Origin of the sequence: Methanosarcina sp. MSH10X1 (assembly GCF_004099695.1) — an archaeon.
Taxonomy (GTDB): Archaea; Halobacteriota; Methanosarcinia; order Methanosarcinales; family Methanosarcinaceae; genus Methanosarcina.
Genome location: NZ_SCHL01000005.1, coordinates 140,143 through 159,063, shown reverse-complemented (window position 1 = coordinate 159,063; position 18,921 = coordinate 140,143). Strand labels below are relative to the sequence as shown.

Annotated in this window: 16 protein-coding genes and 1 pseudogene; 12 read left to right on the top strand and 5 right to left on the bottom strand. The window is 43.4% G+C overall.

The genetic code is table 11. The features are described from left to right. Positions 1–239 precede the first annotated feature (239 nt). The 5 genes from EQO05_RS06285 (at position 240) to leuS (ending at position 8,810) form a co-directional block, all read left to right on the top strand. Positions 240–3,107, top strand: a complete 2,868-nt coding sequence (locus EQO05_RS06285) for a M1 family metallopeptidase (RefSeq protein WP_128504952.1) — start codon at positions 240–242, stop codon at positions 3,105–3,107. A gap of 421 nt (positions 3,108–3,528) precedes the next feature. After that, positions 3,529–3,861 carry a DUF1622 domain-containing protein gene (locus EQO05_RS06280; RefSeq protein WP_128504799.1) on the top strand — a complete coding sequence of 111 codons (333 nt, stop codon included), beginning with the start codon at positions 3,529–3,531 and terminating at the stop codon, positions 3,859–3,861. Positions 3,862–3,896: 35 nt separating this feature from the next. Next, positions 3,897–4,232: a DUF1622 domain-containing protein gene (locus EQO05_RS06275; RefSeq protein WP_128504797.1), complete on the top strand. Its 336-nt coding sequence runs from the start codon at positions 3,897–3,899 to the stop codon at positions 4,230–4,232. Positions 4,233–4,652: 420 nt separating this feature from the next. Further along, positions 4,653–5,870 (top strand): threonine synthase, encoded by a 1,218-nt coding sequence (gene thrC / locus EQO05_RS06270; RefSeq protein ID WP_128504795.1) that lies wholly within the window; start codon positions 4,653–4,655, stop codon positions 5,868–5,870. 36 nt (positions 5,871–5,906) lie between these two features. Continuing rightward, positions 5,907–8,810, top strand: coding sequence for a leucine--tRNA ligase (gene leuS, locus EQO05_RS06265; protein WP_128504793.1), 2,904 nt, complete (start codon positions 5,907–5,909; stop codon positions 8,808–8,810). A gap of 186 nt (positions 8,811–8,996) precedes the next feature. Here the strand turns inward: leuS and EQO05_RS06260 are convergent, their stop codons facing one another. Both EQO05_RS06260 and EQO05_RS06255 read right to left on the bottom strand, forming a co-directional pair. Then, the gene (locus EQO05_RS06260) at positions 8,997–9,839 is read right to left on the bottom strand and encodes a nitrilase-related carbon-nitrogen hydrolase (RefSeq protein ID WP_128504792.1); all 843 of its coding nucleotides are present in this window, start codon (positions 9,837–9,839) and stop codon (positions 8,997–8,999) included. A 151-nt stretch (positions 9,840–9,990) separates the two neighbouring features. Next, on the bottom strand, positions 9,991–10,641 hold the full coding sequence (locus EQO05_RS06255; RefSeq protein ID WP_128504950.1) for a hypothetical protein: 651 nt from the start codon (positions 10,639–10,641) through the stop codon (positions 9,991–9,993). A gap of 569 nt (positions 10,642–11,210) precedes the next feature. Between EQO05_RS06255 and EQO05_RS06250 the strand changes: the two genes are divergently transcribed. The 6 genes from EQO05_RS06250 (at position 11,211) to EQO05_RS06225 (ending at position 15,295) form a co-directional block, all read left to right on the top strand. Beyond that, positions 11,211–11,696 carry a pyruvoyl-dependent arginine decarboxylase gene (locus tag EQO05_RS06250; RefSeq protein ID WP_205793721.1) on the top strand — a complete coding sequence of 162 codons (486 nt, stop codon included), beginning with the start codon at positions 11,211–11,213 and terminating at the stop codon, positions 11,694–11,696. A 306-nt stretch (positions 11,697–12,002) separates the two neighbouring features. Then, complete coding sequence (locus EQO05_RS06245) at positions 12,003–13,040, top strand: deoxyhypusine synthase (protein WP_128504788.1); 1,038 nt, start codon at positions 12,003–12,005, stop codon at positions 13,038–13,040. 63 nt (positions 13,041–13,103) lie between these two features. Then, positions 13,104–13,625 (top strand): ArsR family transcriptional regulator, encoded by a 522-nt coding sequence (locus EQO05_RS06240; protein WP_128504786.1) that lies wholly within the window; start codon positions 13,104–13,106, stop codon positions 13,623–13,625. After that, complete coding sequence (locus EQO05_RS06235; RefSeq protein ID WP_205793719.1) at positions 13,625–14,413, top strand: MarR family transcriptional regulator; 789 nt, start codon at positions 13,625–13,627, stop codon at positions 14,411–14,413. The genes EQO05_RS06240 and EQO05_RS06235 overlap by 1 nt, the downstream gene beginning before the upstream one ends. Positions 14,414–14,513: 100 nt before the next feature. Continuing rightward, positions 14,514–14,744 (top strand): hypothetical protein, encoded by a 231-nt coding sequence (locus EQO05_RS06230; RefSeq protein ID WP_128504783.1) that lies wholly within the window; start codon positions 14,514–14,516, stop codon positions 14,742–14,744. Between the two features lie 14 nt (positions 14,745–14,758). After that, complete coding sequence (locus EQO05_RS06225) at positions 14,759–15,295, top strand: metallophosphoesterase (protein ID WP_128504781.1); 537 nt, start codon at positions 14,759–14,761, stop codon at positions 15,293–15,295. 164 nt (positions 15,296–15,459) lie between these two features. On the opposite strand, the gene EQO05_RS06220 is transcribed toward EQO05_RS06225, so the two are convergent. Then, positions 15,460–15,681, bottom strand: a complete 222-nt coding sequence (locus tag EQO05_RS06220; RefSeq protein ID WP_128504779.1) for a hypothetical protein — start codon at positions 15,679–15,681, stop codon at positions 15,460–15,462. Positions 15,682–16,635: 954 nt separating this feature from the next. On the opposite strand from EQO05_RS06220, the pseudogene EQO05_RS06215 reads away from it, so the two are divergent. Then, positions 16,636–16,896 (top strand): annotated as a pseudogene (locus tag EQO05_RS06215) (IS110 family transposase); the annotation flags it as partial. A gap of 50 nt (positions 16,897–16,946) precedes the next feature. On the opposite strand, the gene EQO05_RS06210 reads toward EQO05_RS06215, so the two are convergent. Beyond that, positions 16,947–17,861, bottom strand: a complete 915-nt coding sequence (locus tag EQO05_RS06210; protein ID WP_240664390.1) for a YcdB/YcdC domain-containing protein — start codon at positions 17,859–17,861, stop codon at positions 16,947–16,949. 13 nt (positions 17,862–17,874) lie between these two features. Continuing rightward, on the bottom strand, positions 17,875–18,567 hold the full coding sequence (locus EQO05_RS06205) for a hypothetical protein (protein ID WP_128504777.1): 693 nt from the start codon (positions 18,565–18,567) through the stop codon (positions 17,875–17,877). Between the last annotated feature and the right edge of the window lie 354 nt (positions 18,568–18,921).

Below are 18,921 nucleotides of genomic sequence, written 5' to 3'. Positions count from 1 at the left end.
AGAGTAACCGGAGAATCGAGAATTAATTATATCATAAAAACTAAAAAGCCATCAAGCAACTATTTTTAGTTCAGAAATTGATTTATTAAAACGTGTATTAATTTGCGGCAGATTGCCTAAAATAATTTTGCAAACTAGAGACAATTTTCCCTCTTCAAAACTACATCTTTAAATCCCATCCCTACCTTTTCTATCCCATACATAACTCTCATAACTTATTCGGTGACTTTTATATGGAAATGAAATGCAAGCTTTGCAAATATTATCCTGAGGATTTCGGGGAACTTACGGTTGACGTTTTGCATATGGATCTGGTGTTTGATGTTTATGATGACAGGACGAATGTGAAGTCCGTACTCAGGGTGAGGACAAAGGATAAGCCTATCGAAAGGCTGGAATTGAACTGCAGGGACCTTGAGATTCGGGCTGTGAGCTGCATACAGTGTGAGGTTTCTTACAGGTACCGGAAGGATGATGCGATTCTTGAGATTAATTTCAGGGATGAGATTCCGCCGCTTACTGAGGTTGCGGTTGTTACGGATACGGTTTGCAGGCCGACTAAAAATATCCTTGAGGGGCTGTACTATGATGAGACGCCGGCAGGGGCGCCTCCGCAGCAGATCACGCAGTGCCAGCAATGGGGGTTCCAGAGGATTGTGCCGTGCATTGACGATATGGCTGCAAAATGCACATATACAACTGCCATTATTGCGGATTCGCGGTACACGAACCTGATTACGAACGGTGATGTCGTTGTTGAGAGGCATACCGTAAAGCCGGGGCGGGACAGGATCGTTTACGACAACTCGGTCACGCCGATGGCGACATATCTCTTTTTCCTTGGAGTGGGAACTTATGCGACATTTAAGAGGGAGTTTGAGTACCCTGACGGCGGCACTTTCATGCTGGAACTGCTCGCGCCGCCGGCGTCCGAGGCAGCCGCAGCCGAAAAAGCACTTGATATCCTGCACGATGCGGTGATGTGGGTATATCTTTTCACGGGGCCCGAGCAGTTTGATGAGGACAAGCTGCCTGTCAGGAAAGAGATCTGGGAGCTTGTCCGCAGGCGGGAGAAAATGAAACTTGAGGCAAAGCCTGACGCTGCGCTGGAAGAACTTGAAGAGCTCAGGTACAGGCTTGCCGAACTTGACGGGACTATCGCTCCGGGATACAGGTACACAGGCACGGTATACAGGGAAATCGGGATGCAGAATTCGGACTTCGGAGGCATGGAAAACGTCGGGAATACCACGATTACCACGAACAAGATAATGCCCTTCCCGCAGATGACGGATTCCGCTTTCGAATATATGGTAAGGGTCAAGGTGCACGAATATCACCATAACCAGAATGGGTCCGAGGTCACAGGAAGAAGCCCCTTTGAGATCTGGCTGAATGAAGCTGTAACCGTCCATGTCGAAGAACAGCACCATGCCTTTTTCTTTGGCGAGGATTACCAGAGGCTCGGCAGGGTACTTGAACTGCTTGCGCCTGTCTCCGGCACATTTGCCCTGGATTCGGGTGCGGCTTCCATGCCGATCATTCCTGATGGTTTCAACGACCCTAACGACCTGATCACTTCAGTCACTTACGTAAAAGCCCCTGAATACGTGCGCATGGTCGAGTCCCTTATAGGGCAGCAGACCTTTGTCAGGGGTCTGGACAGGTACTTCAAAAGGTTCCAGCACTCCAACGCAAGCACTCAGGACTGGATCGAAGCTATGGAAGAAGAAAGCGGACAGCCCTTAAAAGAAATGTCCGAAACCTGGCTGAAACAGACAAAGTTCCCTGTAATCGAGGTTTCAGCCGAATATGACAGAGCTGCGCGGAGATTCAAATTCCTCCTCAAACAAAAGTTCCCAGCCGGAGGAAAACCATGGGAATTCCCATTCAGGGCAGCCCTTGTGGACGAGAACGGAAACGATCTTGCTGAAATCCTGGAACGTATCAGTGGGGAAACTGCCGAACTTGTGATTGAAAATGTGGATATGCCCGCATTCCTTTCCCTCAACAGGGGCTATACTTTCTACGGAAAACTTGTATACAGGGCAAGCCAGGACGAACTCCTGATGCAGGTTCGAAGAGACCGGGATACCATAAGCAGGTTTACGGCATTTTATACCCTGGTTGACAGGGAAAAGCTCAGGCTCCTCAAAAACCCCGAGTCAAAGCCTTCTGAAGAGTTTATCGAGCTTTACTACAGACTTCTGAACGACCGGCAGCTTCTCGAAAAAGCCGGTGGGCAGTTCCTGACCATTTTCGAGTCCGTAGAGGATGAAGAATTTGCCCACAGGTACCAGGCGCTTTATGATGTAAGGCAAACCCTCCTGAAAGCCGTTGCCTGGAAGTACAGGAACTCTGTGATCTCTGCCTACCGCTTCTTTGAAAACGTCTCGGCGTCGAGGGATTCGACTCTCGAAGAGGTAGCAAGAGCGATCAAGAGCAGGCAGGCTAAAAACGTCTGTCTTGGCATTCTTGCAACCCTCGACACTCCTGACATTCATGCCATGATAAAACAGCAGTTCGAGACCGCAACCTGTACAACGGACCGGTTGAGCGCGTTTTCTGCGTACCTGAACAGCTCGGCACCTGACAAGGTTAAGATTTTGAGAGCCTTTGAAGCGGAATCAAAGAAAAACCTTGTTGCCTGGGAAGCTTTCCTTTCCGCAATAGGAAGCAACAGCAGCATTGATGCCGTGGAACTGGTAAGGGAAATGGAAAGGTCGGAAGCTTTCAGGATCGAGCAGACAAATGACCAGCGTGCTCTTTATGGCAGCTTTGCGCGAAATAGGAAAAAATCGCTCCAGACCGAAGAGGGCAGGGCTCTCTTTGCGGAAATCTTGAAAAAGCTTGCTCCCGTAAACGAATACAGTACAGTCAACCTGCTAAATGCCTTTGCAAACATCGACCTCATGGAGACAAAATACCATATCCCACTGGTAAAAATCCTGGCAGACCTTCTAGGAGAACTTGACCCTCAAAAATACCCGAGCGTGTATAATAGAATCCGAAAACTCCTGCTTGGAGCTCCTAAAGCTGTCAAAACCTACAGTATAGAGCACGGAGAAATTTCGGGTCTGCAATTGGGAAACGCTGACAGGGAATAAACCTTAAATTAGAACCTTTTATTCAAAGCCGTTTTTCTGCTCCGGGAAGAATAAAAACCCGGAGCAAATTTCCTGCTCCGGAAACAATAAATGCCGGAAAAAGTTTTACCTCATGCGTAAACTCACATGAACCGCTTTTTCTAAATCTTTTGCATAGAGGTTCATATGCCGGGAATATTACCTGAAAAACCAGATTTCCAGAAGAATAGGCAGATATTTTATTAGAGCGAATATAAATAAAAAGCTCAGGGGAAATTCTCAAAGCTGCGTGCAGAACTTCCTTAATCGAGGCTTTTATGCTGGACCCGGGTTTAATCTTAAGCCTCTATAATGTCAGGACCCCATACCTTAAGATTCTATGATTTAAGACTCCGTACCTGAAACTCTGTAACTTAGACTCCGCATTTCTGGAAGGGGAAGTATGATACTGGAATTTATTAACGTAGTTCTGGAGATCTTCGTGCAGTACTTCGAGCTTGTCAGCGCACTCATTATAATATATGGGGGGCTGAGAACTATATTTAGAATCTTACGTATAGAGGTATTTAAAAAGCCTGGAAGTTATCAGAGAATAAGAAAGGAATTTACAGACAGGATATTGCTCGGACTTGAACTCCTTATTATTGCAGATGTGCTTGAAACCCTTAGAAGACGCTCACTGGATGATATCCTGCTGCTTGGGGCTATTATTTTAATTCGGATTCTTCTTAGCCATTTCCTCAGTAAAGAAGAAGAGGAATATAACTTTGACTGAAGCTGAAAATTGAGAAATAATGTGAGAGGTGCAAGATGGTCTCAGAACACATAGAGACATTCCTGCTGGTCTTTGAACTGTTTTTTGAGGCAATAGGAACGGTTATTATAATCTATGGAGGCTTGAAGGCAACAGTTCAGATTTTCCTTCACGAAGTATTTAAGAGGACATACAATCTGGAAAAAATTAGAAAAGAACTTACAAACAAAATTCTCTTCGGGCTTGAATTTTATATTGTAGTTGCCATTCTTGGAACTTTGAGAGACCCTTCCAGAGAGGAGCTTTTACTTCTGAGTAGTATTGTCCTTATCAGAACTGTGCTTGGCTACTTTTTGAGCAAAGAAATGAAAGAATACAGGTTTGGAGAATAATACCGGATTTTTAAGTTCCAGTTAAAAGCTAAAACTAATTGAAATTGATCTGAATTAAATTTAGCCTTTTCGGGCACTTAAACCGAATTCATGGCTGTTATTTTACTTATGGAGCAAACCTGTTCCAGAAGTCGTCTTTTGAATTTCTTTCAATACTTCAGGGCTTGAGTAATTACATAAAAAGCAGATTTTTATAATATGCTCTAAAGCCAGAAACAGTATAATTTAAAAGCAAGTAGGATGTTAAGGATACAAAATATTATTAAACTCTAATATTATACTAGTCCGAAATTCAGAATTATACTAGTCCGAAATCCAGATTATGCCGAATTAAACCTCAGGTTATGCTAACCTGAAGCGGGCGCAATATAAAGCCCGATATAGGAACAATTCTAAATTATCAGAAACAGGAGCAATTTAATGTATCACCTGAAATGTATCGAATGCGGTGCAGAGTATTCAAAAGATGAAATAATCTATACATGCAGCAAATGTGACGGGCTGCTTGATGTAATTTATGACTATTCCTCAATTGAAGTTGACATGGAAAAATTAAAGACCGAATGCCCTTCGGTCTGGAAGTATGCAAAACTTCTTCCTGTAGAAAGGGAACCCGTAACTATCAGGGAAGGCGGGACTCCTCTCTATAAATGCGACCGCCTGGCTGAGAAGATAGGGATTAAAGAGCTCTATATAAAGCACGAAGGCATGAACCCTACAGGCTCATTTAAGGACAGGGGAATGACTGTAGGAGTTACGAAAGCCCTTGAGCTTGGCATGAATACGGTTGCCTGTGCGTCTACCGGAAACACCTCTGCAGCCCTTGCAATCTATGGAGCAAAAGCCGGGATTCCCGTAGTTGTACTTTTGCCTGCAGGAAAAGTCGCTCTCGGAAAAGTGGCTCAAGCCCTTATGCATGGGGCAAAGGTGCTCAGTATTCGTGGGAATTTTGACGACGCGCTTGCCCTTGTACGCACCCTCTGCTCCCAGGAAAAAATTTATCTTCTGAACTCGATCAACCCCTACAGGCTTGAAGGCCAGAAGACTATCGGTTTTGAAATTGCAGACCAGCTCGGCTTTAAGGTACCTGACAGGATTGTGCTCCCCGTAGGAAACGCAGGAAATATTACAGCTATTTATAAGGGCTTCAGGGAGTTTAAGCTGCTCGGCATAACCGATTCGCTCCCGAAGATGACCGGAATTCAGGCCGAAGGCTCCTGCCCCATTGTAAAAGCCATAAAGGACGAAGCTCCGGAAATTACTCCCGAGGAAAACCCCGAGACCGTTGCAACTGCAATAAGGATCGGGAATCCGGTTAACGCGAAAAAAGCCCTGAGCGCGATCAGGGAATCCGGCGGGACTGCGGAATCTGTTACCGACGAAGAGATCCTTGCAGCCCAGAAAGACCTTGCAAGGCTTGAGGGCATAGGTGTCGAGCCTGCAAGTGCAGCCTCGGTTGCAGGGCTCAAGAAACTGGTTGATCTCGGCGTTATAGGCAGGGATGAAACCGTTGTCTGTATCACCACAGGACACCTGCTTAAAGACCCACAGACCGTAATTGACGTCTGCGAAGAGCCGATTGTAGTGGATGCCAGTATAGAAGCCATCCGGAAAGCTATCTTCGGAAAGGCGGAATAAAACCTGAAAAACAATAATCGATAGGCGTGAACACGAATGGAGCAGGATTATAAGCCTCACGAGGTCGAAAAGAAATGGCAGAAAAGGTGGAATGAAAGCCAGATTTTCCAGGCCGAGCCCGACAAACGAGAAAAAATTTTTATAACCATCCCCTACCCCTACCTGAACGGGAATCTGCATGCAGGACATACCCGGACCTTTACCATAGGAGATGTTGTTGCAAGACACAAGCGGATGCTCGGGTATAATGTGCTCTACCCCATGGGCTTTCACGTCACAGGCACGCCCATTGTGGGGCTTGCCGAACTGATTGCAAACCGGGATCCCCAGACTATGGACGTTTACGAACGCCTTCACGGGATTCCCGGAGACATTCTGCCAGCGCTTGATACGCCGGAAAAGATTGTTGACTACTTCAAGCGTGAATCCGAGAAAGCCATGCGTAATATCGGGTACTCTATTGACTGGAGGCGCAAATTTACCACGACTGACCCGACATATAAAAAGTTCATTGAGTGGCAGTATATCAGGCTTGAAGAAAAAGACCTCATAGTAAAAGGTTCCCATCCGGTAAAATGGTGTCCGAATGATAATAACCCCGTAGAAGATCACGATATCCTGCACGGGGAAGAAGCAACCATTGTCGAGTATACCCTGATCAAGTTCCGATGTAAAGACCTGGTTCTGCCCTGTGCAACCCTCAGGCCGGAAACGACATACGGGGTAACTAACCTGTGGGTCAACCCCGACGTGACTTATGTAAAAGCGAAAGTTACGCAGAACGGAAACGAGGAATTCTGGGTGGTCAGCAAGGAAGCTTTCAGGAAACTGACCTTTACGGACCGGACAGTAGAGTATATTGAGGACGTACCTGCAAAATCCATAATAGGAATAAAACTCACAAACCCGGTTACCGGCGATGAGGTAATCTCCCTTCCCGCAGCTTTCGTCAAGCCTGAAAACGGAAGCGGAATAGTAATGAGTGTGCCTGCCCACGCTCCTTTTGATTATCTAGCTCTTCGCGACCTTTACGATGTTGACCTGAACGAATACGGGATTACCGACGATCTAAGGAATATCAGACTGGTTTCCCTTATCAAAGTGCCTGAGTTCGGGGAGTTCCCTGCAAAGGAAATCGTTGAAAATATGGGGATTGAAAGCCAGAAAGACCCGAGAGCTGAGGAAGCTACAAAGATTGTCTACAGGCGGGAGTTCCACGGAGGGGTTCTTAAGGAGATTACAGGAAAATATGAGGGGCATCCTGTTTCCAAAATTAAGGATATTCTTACCAGGGACTTCATCAGCTCAAATTCAGGGGAGGTCTTTTACGAATTCAGCGAACCTGTAGTTTGCCGCTGCGGCACACCCTGTGTAGTAAATATGGTGAAAGGTCAGTGGTTCCTTAATTATTCGAATCCCGAATGGAAGGCAAAGGTTTACAGATGCCTGAGTGAGATGCGGATCATTCCCGCAGAGTACAGGGTAGAGTTTGAAAACAAGGTTGACTGGCTCAAGGATAAAGCCTGTGCCCGCAGGAAAGGGCTTGGAACCCGCCTTCCCTTTGATAAGGAATGGTTGATTGAATCCCTTGGGGATTCGACAATTTACATGAGCTATTATATCATTGCCAGGTTTATCGAAAGTGGTGAACTGGAGCTCGAACAGCTTACCCTCCCATTCTTCGATTACGTACTGCTTGGAAAGGGCGACCCGGCGACAGTCAGTGAAGAGACCGGGCTTAGTCCAGAGCTGCTTGAAGAAATCCGCAGGCATTTCAATTACTGGTATCCGGTTGACCTGCGCTCTTCAGGAAAAGACCTTGTCCCGAACCACCTGCTCTTTTTCCTCTTTCACCATGTAGCCCTCTTTGAAGAGGAAAAGTGGCCGAAAGCTCTTGCAGTAAACGGCTTTGTTTCCCTTGAAGGGCAGAAAATGAGCAAATCCAAAGGCCCGATCCTCACAATGGAAAGCGCAGTCAGCAATTACGGTGCGGATATAACAAGAATGTACATTCTTTCCACAGCCGAGCAGACACAGGATGCAGACTGGCAGAAGACAGGGATCGAATCTGCCAGAAGGCAGGTGGAAAGGTTCTACTCCTTTGCAAAGGATGTTATAGAAAGCGGAAAACGCGCAAGTCTCAGCACGGAGCTGAAACAAATTGACCGCTGGATACTTTCCAGAATGCAGAACTATATCCGGGAAACTAACTCTGCCCTTGACTCCATCCAGACAAGGGAAGCAATCCAGAATTCTTTCTTCCTGCTGATAAACGATGTCAAGTGGTACCAGAGAAGAGGTGGGGAAACCCTGCTTTACTATGTGCTGGACAACTGGGTCAGGCTTATGTCCCCTTTCACCCCGCACCTCTGTGAAGAAATCTGGGAAGCGATGGGGCACGAAGACCCGATCTCCCTTGCCCAGTACCCGCTCTATAATGAAGACCTGATAGATGACGGCGCGGAGCTTGCCGAAGAAATGATAAAGGGTACCCTGGAAGATGTTGAGGAAATTATAAGGGTAACAAAGATGACCCCGCAGACGGTTCATCTGTATACGGCTCCTGCCTGGAAAGCCGAAGCCATTCAGTGTGCCTGCGAGATGCAGCTTGAAGGTTCCCTTGAGGTAGGTACCCTTATAAAAACCCTGATGGCAAATCCCGAACTCAAACGTTTCGGTAAGGAGATCCCTAAATTTGTACAGAAGCTTGTCCCTGAATTCAAAAGCGGCGGCGCAGACAGGTACGAAATCTTTGCAGGTCCCGGACTTGATGAACAGGCTCTACTGAAAGAATCCGCCTCCTTCCTGGAAAAGGAAATCGGCTGTCCGGTAGAGGTTCACAGTGCCGACTCACCTGCCTTTGACCCTGAGAAGAAGTCAAGGTTTGCCGAGCCTCTGAGACCTGCAATCTATATCGAGCAGGCAAAAAAAGAAGAATGAAATAAGGAACAAACTACTTAAAAGGCCGGATGTCCCGTAAAATCGGCTTATCTTATATCGGGGGAACCTGGATAGAATCCCCCGAACAATTTTTTTCCGTTTTCAGGGCTTTTAGTGGTTACTAAAGCTTGAATGAGTTTTCTATATCCTCAGTGGCATGAAACCCGCAAAAAACAAATCCGGAAATCAATAAAGCTCAGGTCTCCTGTCGTCAAAAACAGGAATAGCTTTTCTAATCTCGTCTTTTTCGGGAAGGTCAAGATCGTAAACTATTACGCACTCTTTACTACCTGCATCGGCTTTTACCTCACCCCAGGCGTTGATTATCATTGAGTTTCCGAAATAGGTGCAGTCAGGAGCCGAACCTGTGCGGTTGCAGGCAATATGCGGGATCTGGTTTTCGATTGCTCTTGCCTTTGCAAGTATTTTCCAGTGCTCGGATCTGGGATTCGGGAAAGCTGCAGCCGTTACAAGGAGATCGGAGCCGGCAAGAGCGAGTTTTCTTGCAATTTCGGGAAAACGAAGTTCGTAACAGATCTGAAAACCGATTTTCAGGTTTCTTTTTTTCAGGGTTATGGGCTCGATTGAATCTCCCGTGGAAAAATACCTGTTTTCAGCCTTGAAAGGATGAGTTTTCCGATAGCTGCCTGCTAAGGTTCCCGATTCAAAGCAAAAGCCGAGATTGTAGTAAGATGTTGAATTCCCGGAGCCGGAAGGAGTGAATTTCTCAGAATCCGCAGGCTGCCTGCTGCAGGAAACTTCTTCCGAAAGAACTTTTTCAATTAAGGAGCCAAGGATAATGCAGTCGTTGGCTTCGGAAAAACATGCCAGGTTTTCGAGAATCGGGGAAGGAAGGGTTTCTGCTGCATGTTCAAAATGTTCGTAGCAAAAGCCCGTTGAAAAGACTTCAGGAAAAACTATAAATTCGGCTCCTTGTCTGACGGCTTCAAGAGCCATATAGAGGGCTTTTTCAAAGTTTTTCTGCTTCCTGCAGTGCAGCACATCCATCTGGATACAGGCAACTTTCATGTCGAACCACCAGCCAGTACCAGCAAACAGCTTGAGCCCTGCTGGCATAGTATTCCAAATCTAAAGCGATGAATTTACAAAATGATTTTACGGAAATGAGTTTCCAGAAATGAATTTGAGAAACTAATTACAATTAAATTAACTGAAAATTTTAGGGGAGCAGGGTAGTTTGCTTACTCTTTGCAACCAGACCCTCAAGGTCGATCCTGTTCTTAATCAGCCCTGCAAGCACTTCGTTTGCAAACCTGGTTATCTCTTCCCTGCTTTCCCGCATTTCATACGCGGGGTCATCGGCAGGGATCTCAATCTTTGTAATATCGGTTCTGGCTTTCTTCAGATGCGCATCCTGTGCTTCACAGACTATGCCGGGCTTTTCCAGGTACTGCTCAAGATGTTTTTGAGTAATCCCTATAAGCTTCAACTCCCTGCGGAAACAGGGTCTTTCAAACAATCTTGAGACAACATATACTCCCACAGGAATTCTTGAATCCAGGTTGATTTTAAGAAGCTGGATCCTGAGAATGGAATATATTTCTTCGGGATCGGAAAATCCGGGAGACCTGGGACCCCTGCTTTTTTCCGACATAGGCTCTGCGGCTTTTTCAGGCAGGGAATAAATTTTCGATGGGGGAACTTCTCTTTCTTCCAGAATTTCAAGATCCCTGAGCGCTCTCAGATAGCCTGTAAGAACCAGGCGGTGTTCATCTATGCCTCTGGCTTTCAGTTCTCTGGAAAGCCCGCTAATCGAGAGCTGCCTGCCTTCAAGTAGTTCCAGAAGTTTAAAATTGAGTTTTTCTTCCATCTGTACCGACATCACGTTTTATTACTTTTATTGCTGTTAATTAATTCACCGGAGCTCAGGCCGGAAAAACCTGCCTTTCCGGGGCAACCGGGCAAATAAGCCCTTTATTTCTCCTGAACCTTTGAAAAACCTCACCATTTTTTGTCTAAGAGGCAATTAAGCAAGAAAATTGCAGGGAGTAATACACGATGTAATTATCCTGCATAATATAAAGCTTATGAGAGAGCCTGCAAGGCGGAATACAGAGAGTTTGCGAAGTAACTGGCAGACTTAAATAAGAGAGATTAGTCAAGCTGTATAGATAAAACTCAGGAGAGTTTAGCCTGAGAAAAGTAAACAGTGAATCACGTAAAATGCAGGTGTCAGGCTAACGTAAATAGTAACTCCCTGGGAAGAAAGTGCCTGAAATAATGTAGTGAGTGTGAGCTTCTTATGCTCATTGTTATCTAAATAAAGGAAAGCTGAGAGATTTTCCAGCAGAGCTAAAGGGCAACGCTTAAAAATGATAATTGCCATCTGGATTAAGTTTAAATTGAGTAGTTTTTAAGGATGCAAAAATGATTACGAAGTTGATTCCCAGAAAAGTATTCTTTACAAGTGGAGTTGGTATACACCCCGAACATCTTGAATCATTTGAAGTTGCACTCCGGGACGCTGGTATTGAAAAATTTAATCTTGTAACTGTAAGTTCTATCCTGCCTCCTAACTGTGAGATCGTATCCAGGGAAGATGGCCTTAAAGAGTTGAGTCCCGGAGAAATCGTGTTTTGCGTAATGTCCAGGGTCTCTTCCAATGAGCCAGGGAGATTGCTTAGCGCATCGGTAGGGTGTGCACTCCCGCAAAAAATAAACACCCATGGTTATATTTCGGAGTATCACGCCTATGAAGAAACCGCACAGGACGTTGGGGATCATGCGGAGAAGCTTGCCAGAAGCATGTACAGCACATGGGCAAATGAAGCACCTCTCAGGACTCTCAGTTTTCCCAGGTCATATTCAGTAGGCGAAAGTGGAGACTGGATGACCGTGATTTCTGCAGCAGTTTTCGCTATCTGAACATAAACAGTTAGATGTAAGTCACTACCGGGATAATTACGGATACCATTGAGGGAATATTAAATTACTCTTCATGGTGTCCATTTCAGGTTCTCTGCTCCTGATCAAACCTGGCAAATTAGTTTTCCTTAAGAAAATTCACCGCTGCCGGTTATCATCCAGTGAAAGAGTCCGCATATATTGATATTTAATAAAAAATATATAATTATTTACCGCTACTTGGATTTCTTACCGCCTGTTGCCGAATGCCTTCAGGTATTGGAAATCACATGCAAACTATGTTTATCTGCTTATCAGGAGAATGGTATGCGTCTTAATGTATTCACAGATAACCCGACCGTTCCGATAGATGTAAAAGACAGGTCTGTAAGCGAACTGATGGACGGGATGCTCAAAACTGGCTTCCAGGGAAGAAAGCTGGCCGAATCCGTCCAGGCCTGGCACAACATGCTAAAAGAAAAGAATATGACCGTGCTTATGGGGCTTTCCGGAGCTATGGTACCTGCTGGTATGCGCAGAGTCATTTCCTATATGATCCGGGAAAGGATGATAGACTGCCTTGTAAGCACAGGGGCGAACCTGTTCCATGATTCACACGAAGCGCTTGGCAAGAAACATTATGTAGGCTCACATCTGGCTGATGACGAAAAGCTCTTTGATCACGGCGTGGACAGGATTTACGATGTTTTTGCAGTAGAGGAGGAGTTCAGGACCGCGGATAACCTGATTGCGGATTTTGCAGAAGAGATAGGAGAAATCTCCTGTTCATCAAGGGAGTTCATGCACCTTCTCGGAAAGGAACTGGTAAGACGCGGAGCTGCAGAGGATTCCATAATTGTAAGTGCATACAGGCACAATATACCTATCTTTGTTCCTGCGCTTTCGGATAGTTCAATTGGGATCGGACTTACAATTGCAAGAAGAAGAGGCTTGAAACTCGAGATCGACCAGATAAAAGATGTTGACGAGGTTACGCAGATTGTGGAAAAATCCGGAAAGACCGGCGTTGTTTATGTTGGAGGCGGAGTCCCGAAGAATTTCATCCAGCAGACCGAAGTAGTAGCTTCTATCCTTGGAATGGATGTAGGAGGGCATGATTATGCTATTCAGTATACTGCTGATGCTCCTCACTGGGGAGGACTTTCAGGCTGTACTTTTGACGAAGCCGTTTCCTGGGGAAAGATTGCAGCCCAGGCAAAAAAAGTCCAGGTTTTTGTGGATGCTACTATCGCTCTCCCTATTGTTGCCCATGCACTGCGTGAAAAATGTCACGGAATGAAGCGGAATTTCCCGATCTTTGACTGGGAAGGGCCCGAAGGGCTTGGTATTGATTATAAAGAATAATCAAATTACAAATGTTTATTATATTTGAAAGCTTATAACGTAAGACGAGAAGGAGAGGAGTAAATGGGTAAAAGAACTCGAATAATTAACGATCCTTCCTATTTAGTACCATTACTCAGGACTTTTGGGTCAAGAACTCACAAAAAGATATTCGATGCACTTTCAAACAAGTGGATGACCAGAGCAGAAATTGACGAGTTCATAGGTTCAGATTCGTCAAAAAGCCTTCATATTCTGAAAAAAGCCGGACTCCTTGAGAGCCAGTGGAGAGTTCCTGAGGCAGGACAAAAACCCTCCAAAGAATACCACAGCTCCTATTCCAAGGTACAGGTTAACTTCCAGTGTTCGTTTGAAGATCTGAGTGATATTATCATGCTTACCTTCAAGCCGTACGAGGAGGTTAAGGATGCAATGGAAGAACTGGAGAGGCTGGTTGAGGAAGGCAATACCTCCATGAGCAACCTCACGCGAACCCTGAATAAAAATCCGTTTTATATCTGTGCGGTTGCTCGCAGATCCGAAAGGCTTTCAGTAATGGGGCAGAGGTTAAAAGTAATTGAAGATGTAGAGGAGAACTACGATTGATGATAAAAATCCTCCAGACTAAAAGCGGAGTAACCAAGTTTCAGGTCCTTATTGAGATCGCAGCCCACCAGCCGAATGTAAGGCAAAAGGAAATTGCCGCAAAGATAGGAATAACTCCCCAGGCAGTTTCCGAATATATTAAAGAACTTGTAAATGATGGGCTGATAGTTACTGAGGGCCGGGTCCGGTACAGGATTACAAAAGAAGGCGTAGAATGGGTTCTGGAAAATGCCGCTGAAATGAAGCGGTACGCCCGCTTTGTCATGGAGGATATAATCAGCCATGTTTCAACCTGGACAGCCATCACAAAAGAGGATGTTAAGGAAGGCCAGCAGGTATACCTGAAAATGGAAAGGGGACTCCTGTACGTAAGCAGCACGGAGGTCACAGGCGCATCAGGTAATGTCATCTCCGACGCAGCCGCAGGGGAAGATGTAGGAGTAACGAGCCTTAAAGGCCTGATTGACCTGGAAAATGCGACAATTACAATCTGCAAGGTTCCCAGGATTGAGCGTGGAGGGTCAAGAAAGGTGGATATAGAACGCCTTAAGTCCCTGGCAAGCTCAAAACCCTATATAGCAGCTATAGGCGTGGAAGCGCTTATTGCCCTGCGCAAGATAGGGATAACCCCTAATGTTATGTTTGGAACCAATGAATCGGTTATTGAAGCTGCATATCACGGTTTATCCTCGCTCGTAGTCTCGGTTGATGAGCAGGTCTCTTCCCTTCTTAACAGGCTGGAGACCGAAAATCTGGAGTACGAACTAGTAGACCTGACACTCGAATAACCAATCTTATCTTTTAGATCGCAAGCGTGGTGCTGCGGCCGTTGTGCCGCGACCGTTGCGCCGGTCGATCACGCTCCGGTTACACCGGTCTAGATAAAGCATGGTTTTTGATAAAACTTTTTTTGAAAAAGTTTTCGCTCAAGCCTTTTTGCAAAAGGCTTGCGTTGCGCCGGTTGATCACGCCGTTTCCTGGGGGTTTTCGCTCAAGCCTTTTTTGAAAAGGCTTGCGATCAAGCTATTTTTTGAAAAGGCTTGCGGGCAAGCATTTTTTGAAAAGGTTGTTTTTAAAAGTTTGCGCATAGATTTATCTTTAAATGGAGATTTTATATAATCAGGTGATTTCCTATGAAGCTGATTGCACTTTCCGATACTCATCTGAAAACCGGAGAAATTCCTTTGCAACTTCAAACGCTCCTTGAGGAGTGCGATCTTATAGTCCATGCAGGAGATTTCAGTACTGTAGAGGCATATCAGGCTTTTAATGCCGGAGGCAAATTAAAGGCCGTTTTTGGCAATGATGATGCACCCGAACTAAAAAGGCTCCTTCCCGAAAGGCTGAAGTTCGAAGTTGAGGGGGTAAAAATCGGAGTTATACACGAAGGAGGGCTTTCGGTTACCGATACAACTGCGCAGGGTTACCTCGCAAAAGAAATGGAGGTAGATGTCTTGATTTTCGGGCACCTGCACCGCCCTCTGATAGAAAAAAGAGATGTCGTACTTGTCTGCCCCGGATCGCCTACCAAACCCAGAATGTCAAACCCCAGTGTTGTGGAACTCGTAATCGAAAAAGGAAATGTTAACGGCAGAGTAGTTGCGCTTGAGGGAGATACCTGTGAATATATAAAGTTCCGGGATGCGCTGAAAAATCGTACGCAGGAATAAGACGCAAAAGAAAAAAAGGCTTGAACAGGAGAGGAATAGGCTGAAGGAAGTCATAATCTGGACTATCTGTACAACAGCCCTCAATAGTCGCCTATTTGCTGCCTGAAATCCGGCACATGCCTTGCTAAGCGGGTCACTGGAATCCAGTCTCGCGAGCTCGCGGTTTACATTGTTTCAAGTTTGAACATAACACCTGTGCCCTGAAGGCTCAGGTATACCTTATCCCCGAATTCGAGAACTTTGTCGACACTGACATTGCTGTTCCAGTTGTATACGAAATCGTAGCTACCCTGCATGGGTTCGAAGCCCAGAGACATCAATCTTTGATTGACTTCTGATGGGCGGACTCCTTCACTGCTGAACCAGACCAGAAGATAGGTTTTCACAGGATCATCTCTTATCAACTTTTATCTTACCATTGAGTTTCACTCAAACACATTACTCATTTTATACCATGTCTCGTTTATTTATCTATATTTTGCCTCTTCTGGCTTTGAGACCGTTAACAATAATAAATCCTTAATTTGACAGAAACATATATTTTATAGTGTATAAATGTACTTAAGCTTCTGTTTTCTCCATAAAATTTAAATTTATCTCTTGTGTTTATTGATTTTTGGCATGTTTATTGATTTTTGGCATATTTCATTTTACCACAAGGAATGTGTCAATGAAATGTGTTTTTTGTAAGAATATATTGTATTAATTAACAGAATCTGTCAAATTAGGAATAAATGTTTATTTATTGCAATGGAAGTTTGAAATTAAATAAAAACTCAAGAAAAGAGGAAAAGAGAGAGAAAGAAGTAAAATCCTTGAAAAAAGATACATGGAGAAAGAAAAATTCCGTTAAAGGAAATAATAACCCTAAATAATTTAGTTTGAGCAGAAGCTAATAACAGAAATTTCCCTCTAAAAAATAACGATGTACAGGTTTTAAGTTAAAACCTGTGCAATTTCACCTTTTTTTTGCTCTTTCTAGTTTATTCCTTTCCTCAATCTTCAAAAATACTCATGTTTAAACATAACCTATGTATTTGATTTGATAGATAATTCTTTGGAAAAAATATCCTAGGTCAGATTACCTCAAAAATTCCTAAGCAAATCAAACAAGTTATATATTCTTTTGAAAAAAGATTATTTCTATTTTATTTCAGTCGAATACTCCGCTAGCTTGCTGCGGGGATGGAAAACTTCCCCGGTAACCATTGATGATAATGTAGTTTCTCAATTCCATGACCCCACATAAAAAGCTTAAGAATTATTGAATACGCATATTCAAGAACCCTAAGTAGCTAAAAAAGAGTAAGTTTTTACACAATAAGTTAAGAGTTTAAAAAAAGGGTTTTTTTAACAGAAAAAAGAAGACTATCGGACATGCAAGGGCAATTATTGTCTTGGCAAGGAAAAATTGCAACACTAATAAGACATCTGATCATAAACGATAGATGCACAAAATGAAACAGGATATGAAAGGGAGAAGTTAAAAAGAGGAAGATTGTGGAGGCCAGATATTCTCAGTTGATGAACGGATAACAATTATCAGCGGGATAATCTTAGTTATGGGAAAAAGAAAGAGAGAGTACGTGAAAAATAAATAATCACGTACTTTCATGCCAAAGAGGAATGGAAAGTTAGAACTCTTACGAACTTAATCTCTATAATAATCAAACAGCAACATTTCTCCTGAATGTGCGTCAATCCATACTGAAGCAGGATAGTCATCGTCCTTTGCAAAACTTGAATCCATGAATCGGATCCACCATGCCAGACGAGTTTTATCTTCATCGTCCTCTTTCCAGACAAGGTTCGACGAAATAACTTTTACAGTACTTGCTTTTTCTTCTCCTATAGAAGGTTCGTTACTCATGTATTCTCTGAGAATCTCAACTGCTTTTTCATCCGTAATGCTTGGTTCAGTATCAATGAGTGCTATCTCTTCCTCAGACATAGACCATCTTTTGCGATAGCTTGAAACTTCGCCTGTTTCTGCATTAACATCAAGCAGTATTCCATCGGAAAGAGAAGGTATTCCCCTGATAATTCTTGCGTAACTTACATGATAATTTCCTGGTAGATCATCCGCAGGAGGTTCTATATAATTGACTGATTCAAGTTTAATTTCACTAATTTTTTCAAATGAAACTTTGGATTGAATATATTTTTCTGCTATTATCAAAGCATCATCTTTGCTTATACTGTCTCTGCCCTGTACATTCTTTGATCCATCGTATACAAAAAGTTGCTCTCCATTAGAGGCATTTATTCCTGCAAAGATGCTTTTTCCATTAGTTGTTTTTGAGCTTACTCGCCAGATTATCCCGAAATTTTCATCATCAATCAATTCTCCATGGATAGATTCATTGATTACTTCCGGATTTTCTGAGATTAGCTTGTTTTTTGCATCCTCAAAACTAATATTTACGTCTGCAGTTGACGGATCAAGGTATTTTGTTTGCTTTACGTCTTCTTTCGTAAAGATTATTCCTCCCTCATCAGAAGCAAAAGCCACAAATATTGCACACGATAGTATCAAACCTAATATACAAATTAGCTTAAGTTTCATAATCTTCACCCCCTTAAGTTCTTAAACACAAGTTTGAGTTTCCTATAAACAGATTATTGCCAACGTCTGTTGCATCTCCAAACTCCTCTTTTACTTCGTCTGCTGCATATCTGGCTGCTTCAGAAACAGTGACATCGGTGAAAGTAGCCACATCAAATAATGCAGAATAGAAGCGGGCATTATGTAAGGTGTTAACACTGACTTTATACCCAAAGTAGGTATCAAAACCGTTGTTAATAAACGCGTTTCCTAAATCTGTGTATTTTGCAGATTCACATGCACCTGCAAAAATGAACCCTCCGTCTCTTTCGTCCATCCAACTGTTCACGTCCAAACTATATAGACAGCTTTCATCTTTGAATTTTAAAAAAGATGAAAGAAGAGATGTTCCACCATGAGTATGGATTAAAACAACATTCTCATCAGTTGCATCATCAAGTGAATTAATACCGTTTATAAAACCTTGATCACTCGCAGTTCCGTAGGTATAATCTGCAATTATAGTTATATCAGGAATTAAAATAAGATCATTTCTAACTTCATTACATCTTGCATTGATGTAATTAATTGAAGACGTTGAAAGATCTCCAAATTGGGTTCGGCTTCTATCTAACATAGCATCTGGATCCGCAGAAGCTGGTGCAGCAAACAAAAGTAACAATACGCAAATTATATATAATTTTAAATTCATTCTTTTTCTGCTCATTTCCTATTTACCTCATTCGATTTACTCCAGAGGCAAGATTATACAAACTTTGAACACCAAAGTCAACTATACCTTTACCTTTGGACGTTTAAGAGTTCAAACTGATTCTGCAAGTTCAGTTCAAATCTGTATTAACTTTTTTTTACTGTCATATAAGAATAGTAACTTTCTCAACATAAACTTTACTAAAAAATCATTTAATCAATAGATAAATAATATTACAACTTAATTAGAAATTAACATAATAATTTAATATTATATTGACAATGTAGCTAATGAGGCTGTTTTTACATTACTTCATATGAGAAAAGAGTAACAATTTATTTATCTAGAACCGAAATCACTAGATGTACT

Excerpts from the sequence above, each read along its gene's own strand:
- EQO05_RS06285 (WP_128504952.1), top strand. The coding sequence starts at position 240 with ATGAAATGCAAGCTTTGCAAATATTATCCTGAGGATTTCGGGGAACTT.
- EQO05_RS06280 (WP_128504799.1), top strand. The coding sequence starts at position 3,529 with ATGATACTGGAATTTATTAACGTAGTTCTGGAGATCTTCGTGCAGTAC.
- EQO05_RS06275 (WP_128504797.1), top strand. The coding sequence starts at position 3,897 with ATGGTCTCAGAACACATAGAGACATTCCTGCTGGTCTTTGAACTGTTT.
- thrC (WP_128504795.1), top strand. The coding sequence starts at position 4,653 with ATGTATCACCTGAAATGTATCGAATGCGGTGCAGAGTATTCAAAAGAT.
- leuS (WP_128504793.1), top strand. The coding sequence starts at position 5,907 with ATGGAGCAGGATTATAAGCCTCACGAGGTCGAAAAGAAATGGCAGAAA.
- EQO05_RS06260 (WP_128504792.1), bottom strand. The coding sequence starts at position 9,839 with ATGAAAGTTGCCTGTATCCAGATGGATGTGCTGCACTGCAGGAAGCAG.
- EQO05_RS06255 (WP_128504950.1), bottom strand. The coding sequence starts at position 10,641 with ATGGAAGAAAAACTCAATTTTAAACTTCTGGAACTACTTGAAGGCAGG.
- EQO05_RS06245 (WP_128504788.1), top strand. The coding sequence starts at position 12,003 with ATGCGTCTTAATGTATTCACAGATAACCCGACCGTTCCGATAGATGTA.
- EQO05_RS06240 (WP_128504786.1), top strand. The coding sequence starts at position 13,104 with ATGGGTAAAAGAACTCGAATAATTAACGATCCTTCCTATTTAGTACCA.
- EQO05_RS06235 (WP_205793719.1), top strand. The coding sequence starts at position 13,625 with ATGATAAAAATCCTCCAGACTAAAAGCGGAGTAACCAAGTTTCAGGTC.
- EQO05_RS06230 (WP_128504783.1), top strand. The coding sequence starts at position 14,514 with ATGGTTTTTGATAAAACTTTTTTTGAAAAAGTTTTCGCTCAAGCCTTT.
- EQO05_RS06225 (WP_128504781.1), top strand. The coding sequence starts at position 14,759 with ATGAAGCTGATTGCACTTTCCGATACTCATCTGAAAACCGGAGAAATT.
- EQO05_RS06210 (WP_240664390.1), bottom strand. The coding sequence starts at position 17,861 with ATGAAACTTAAGCTAATTTGTATATTAGGTTTGATACTATCGTGTGCA.
- EQO05_RS06205 (WP_128504777.1), bottom strand. The coding sequence starts at position 18,567 with ATGAGCAGAAAAAGAATGAATTTAAAATTATATATAATTTGCGTATTG.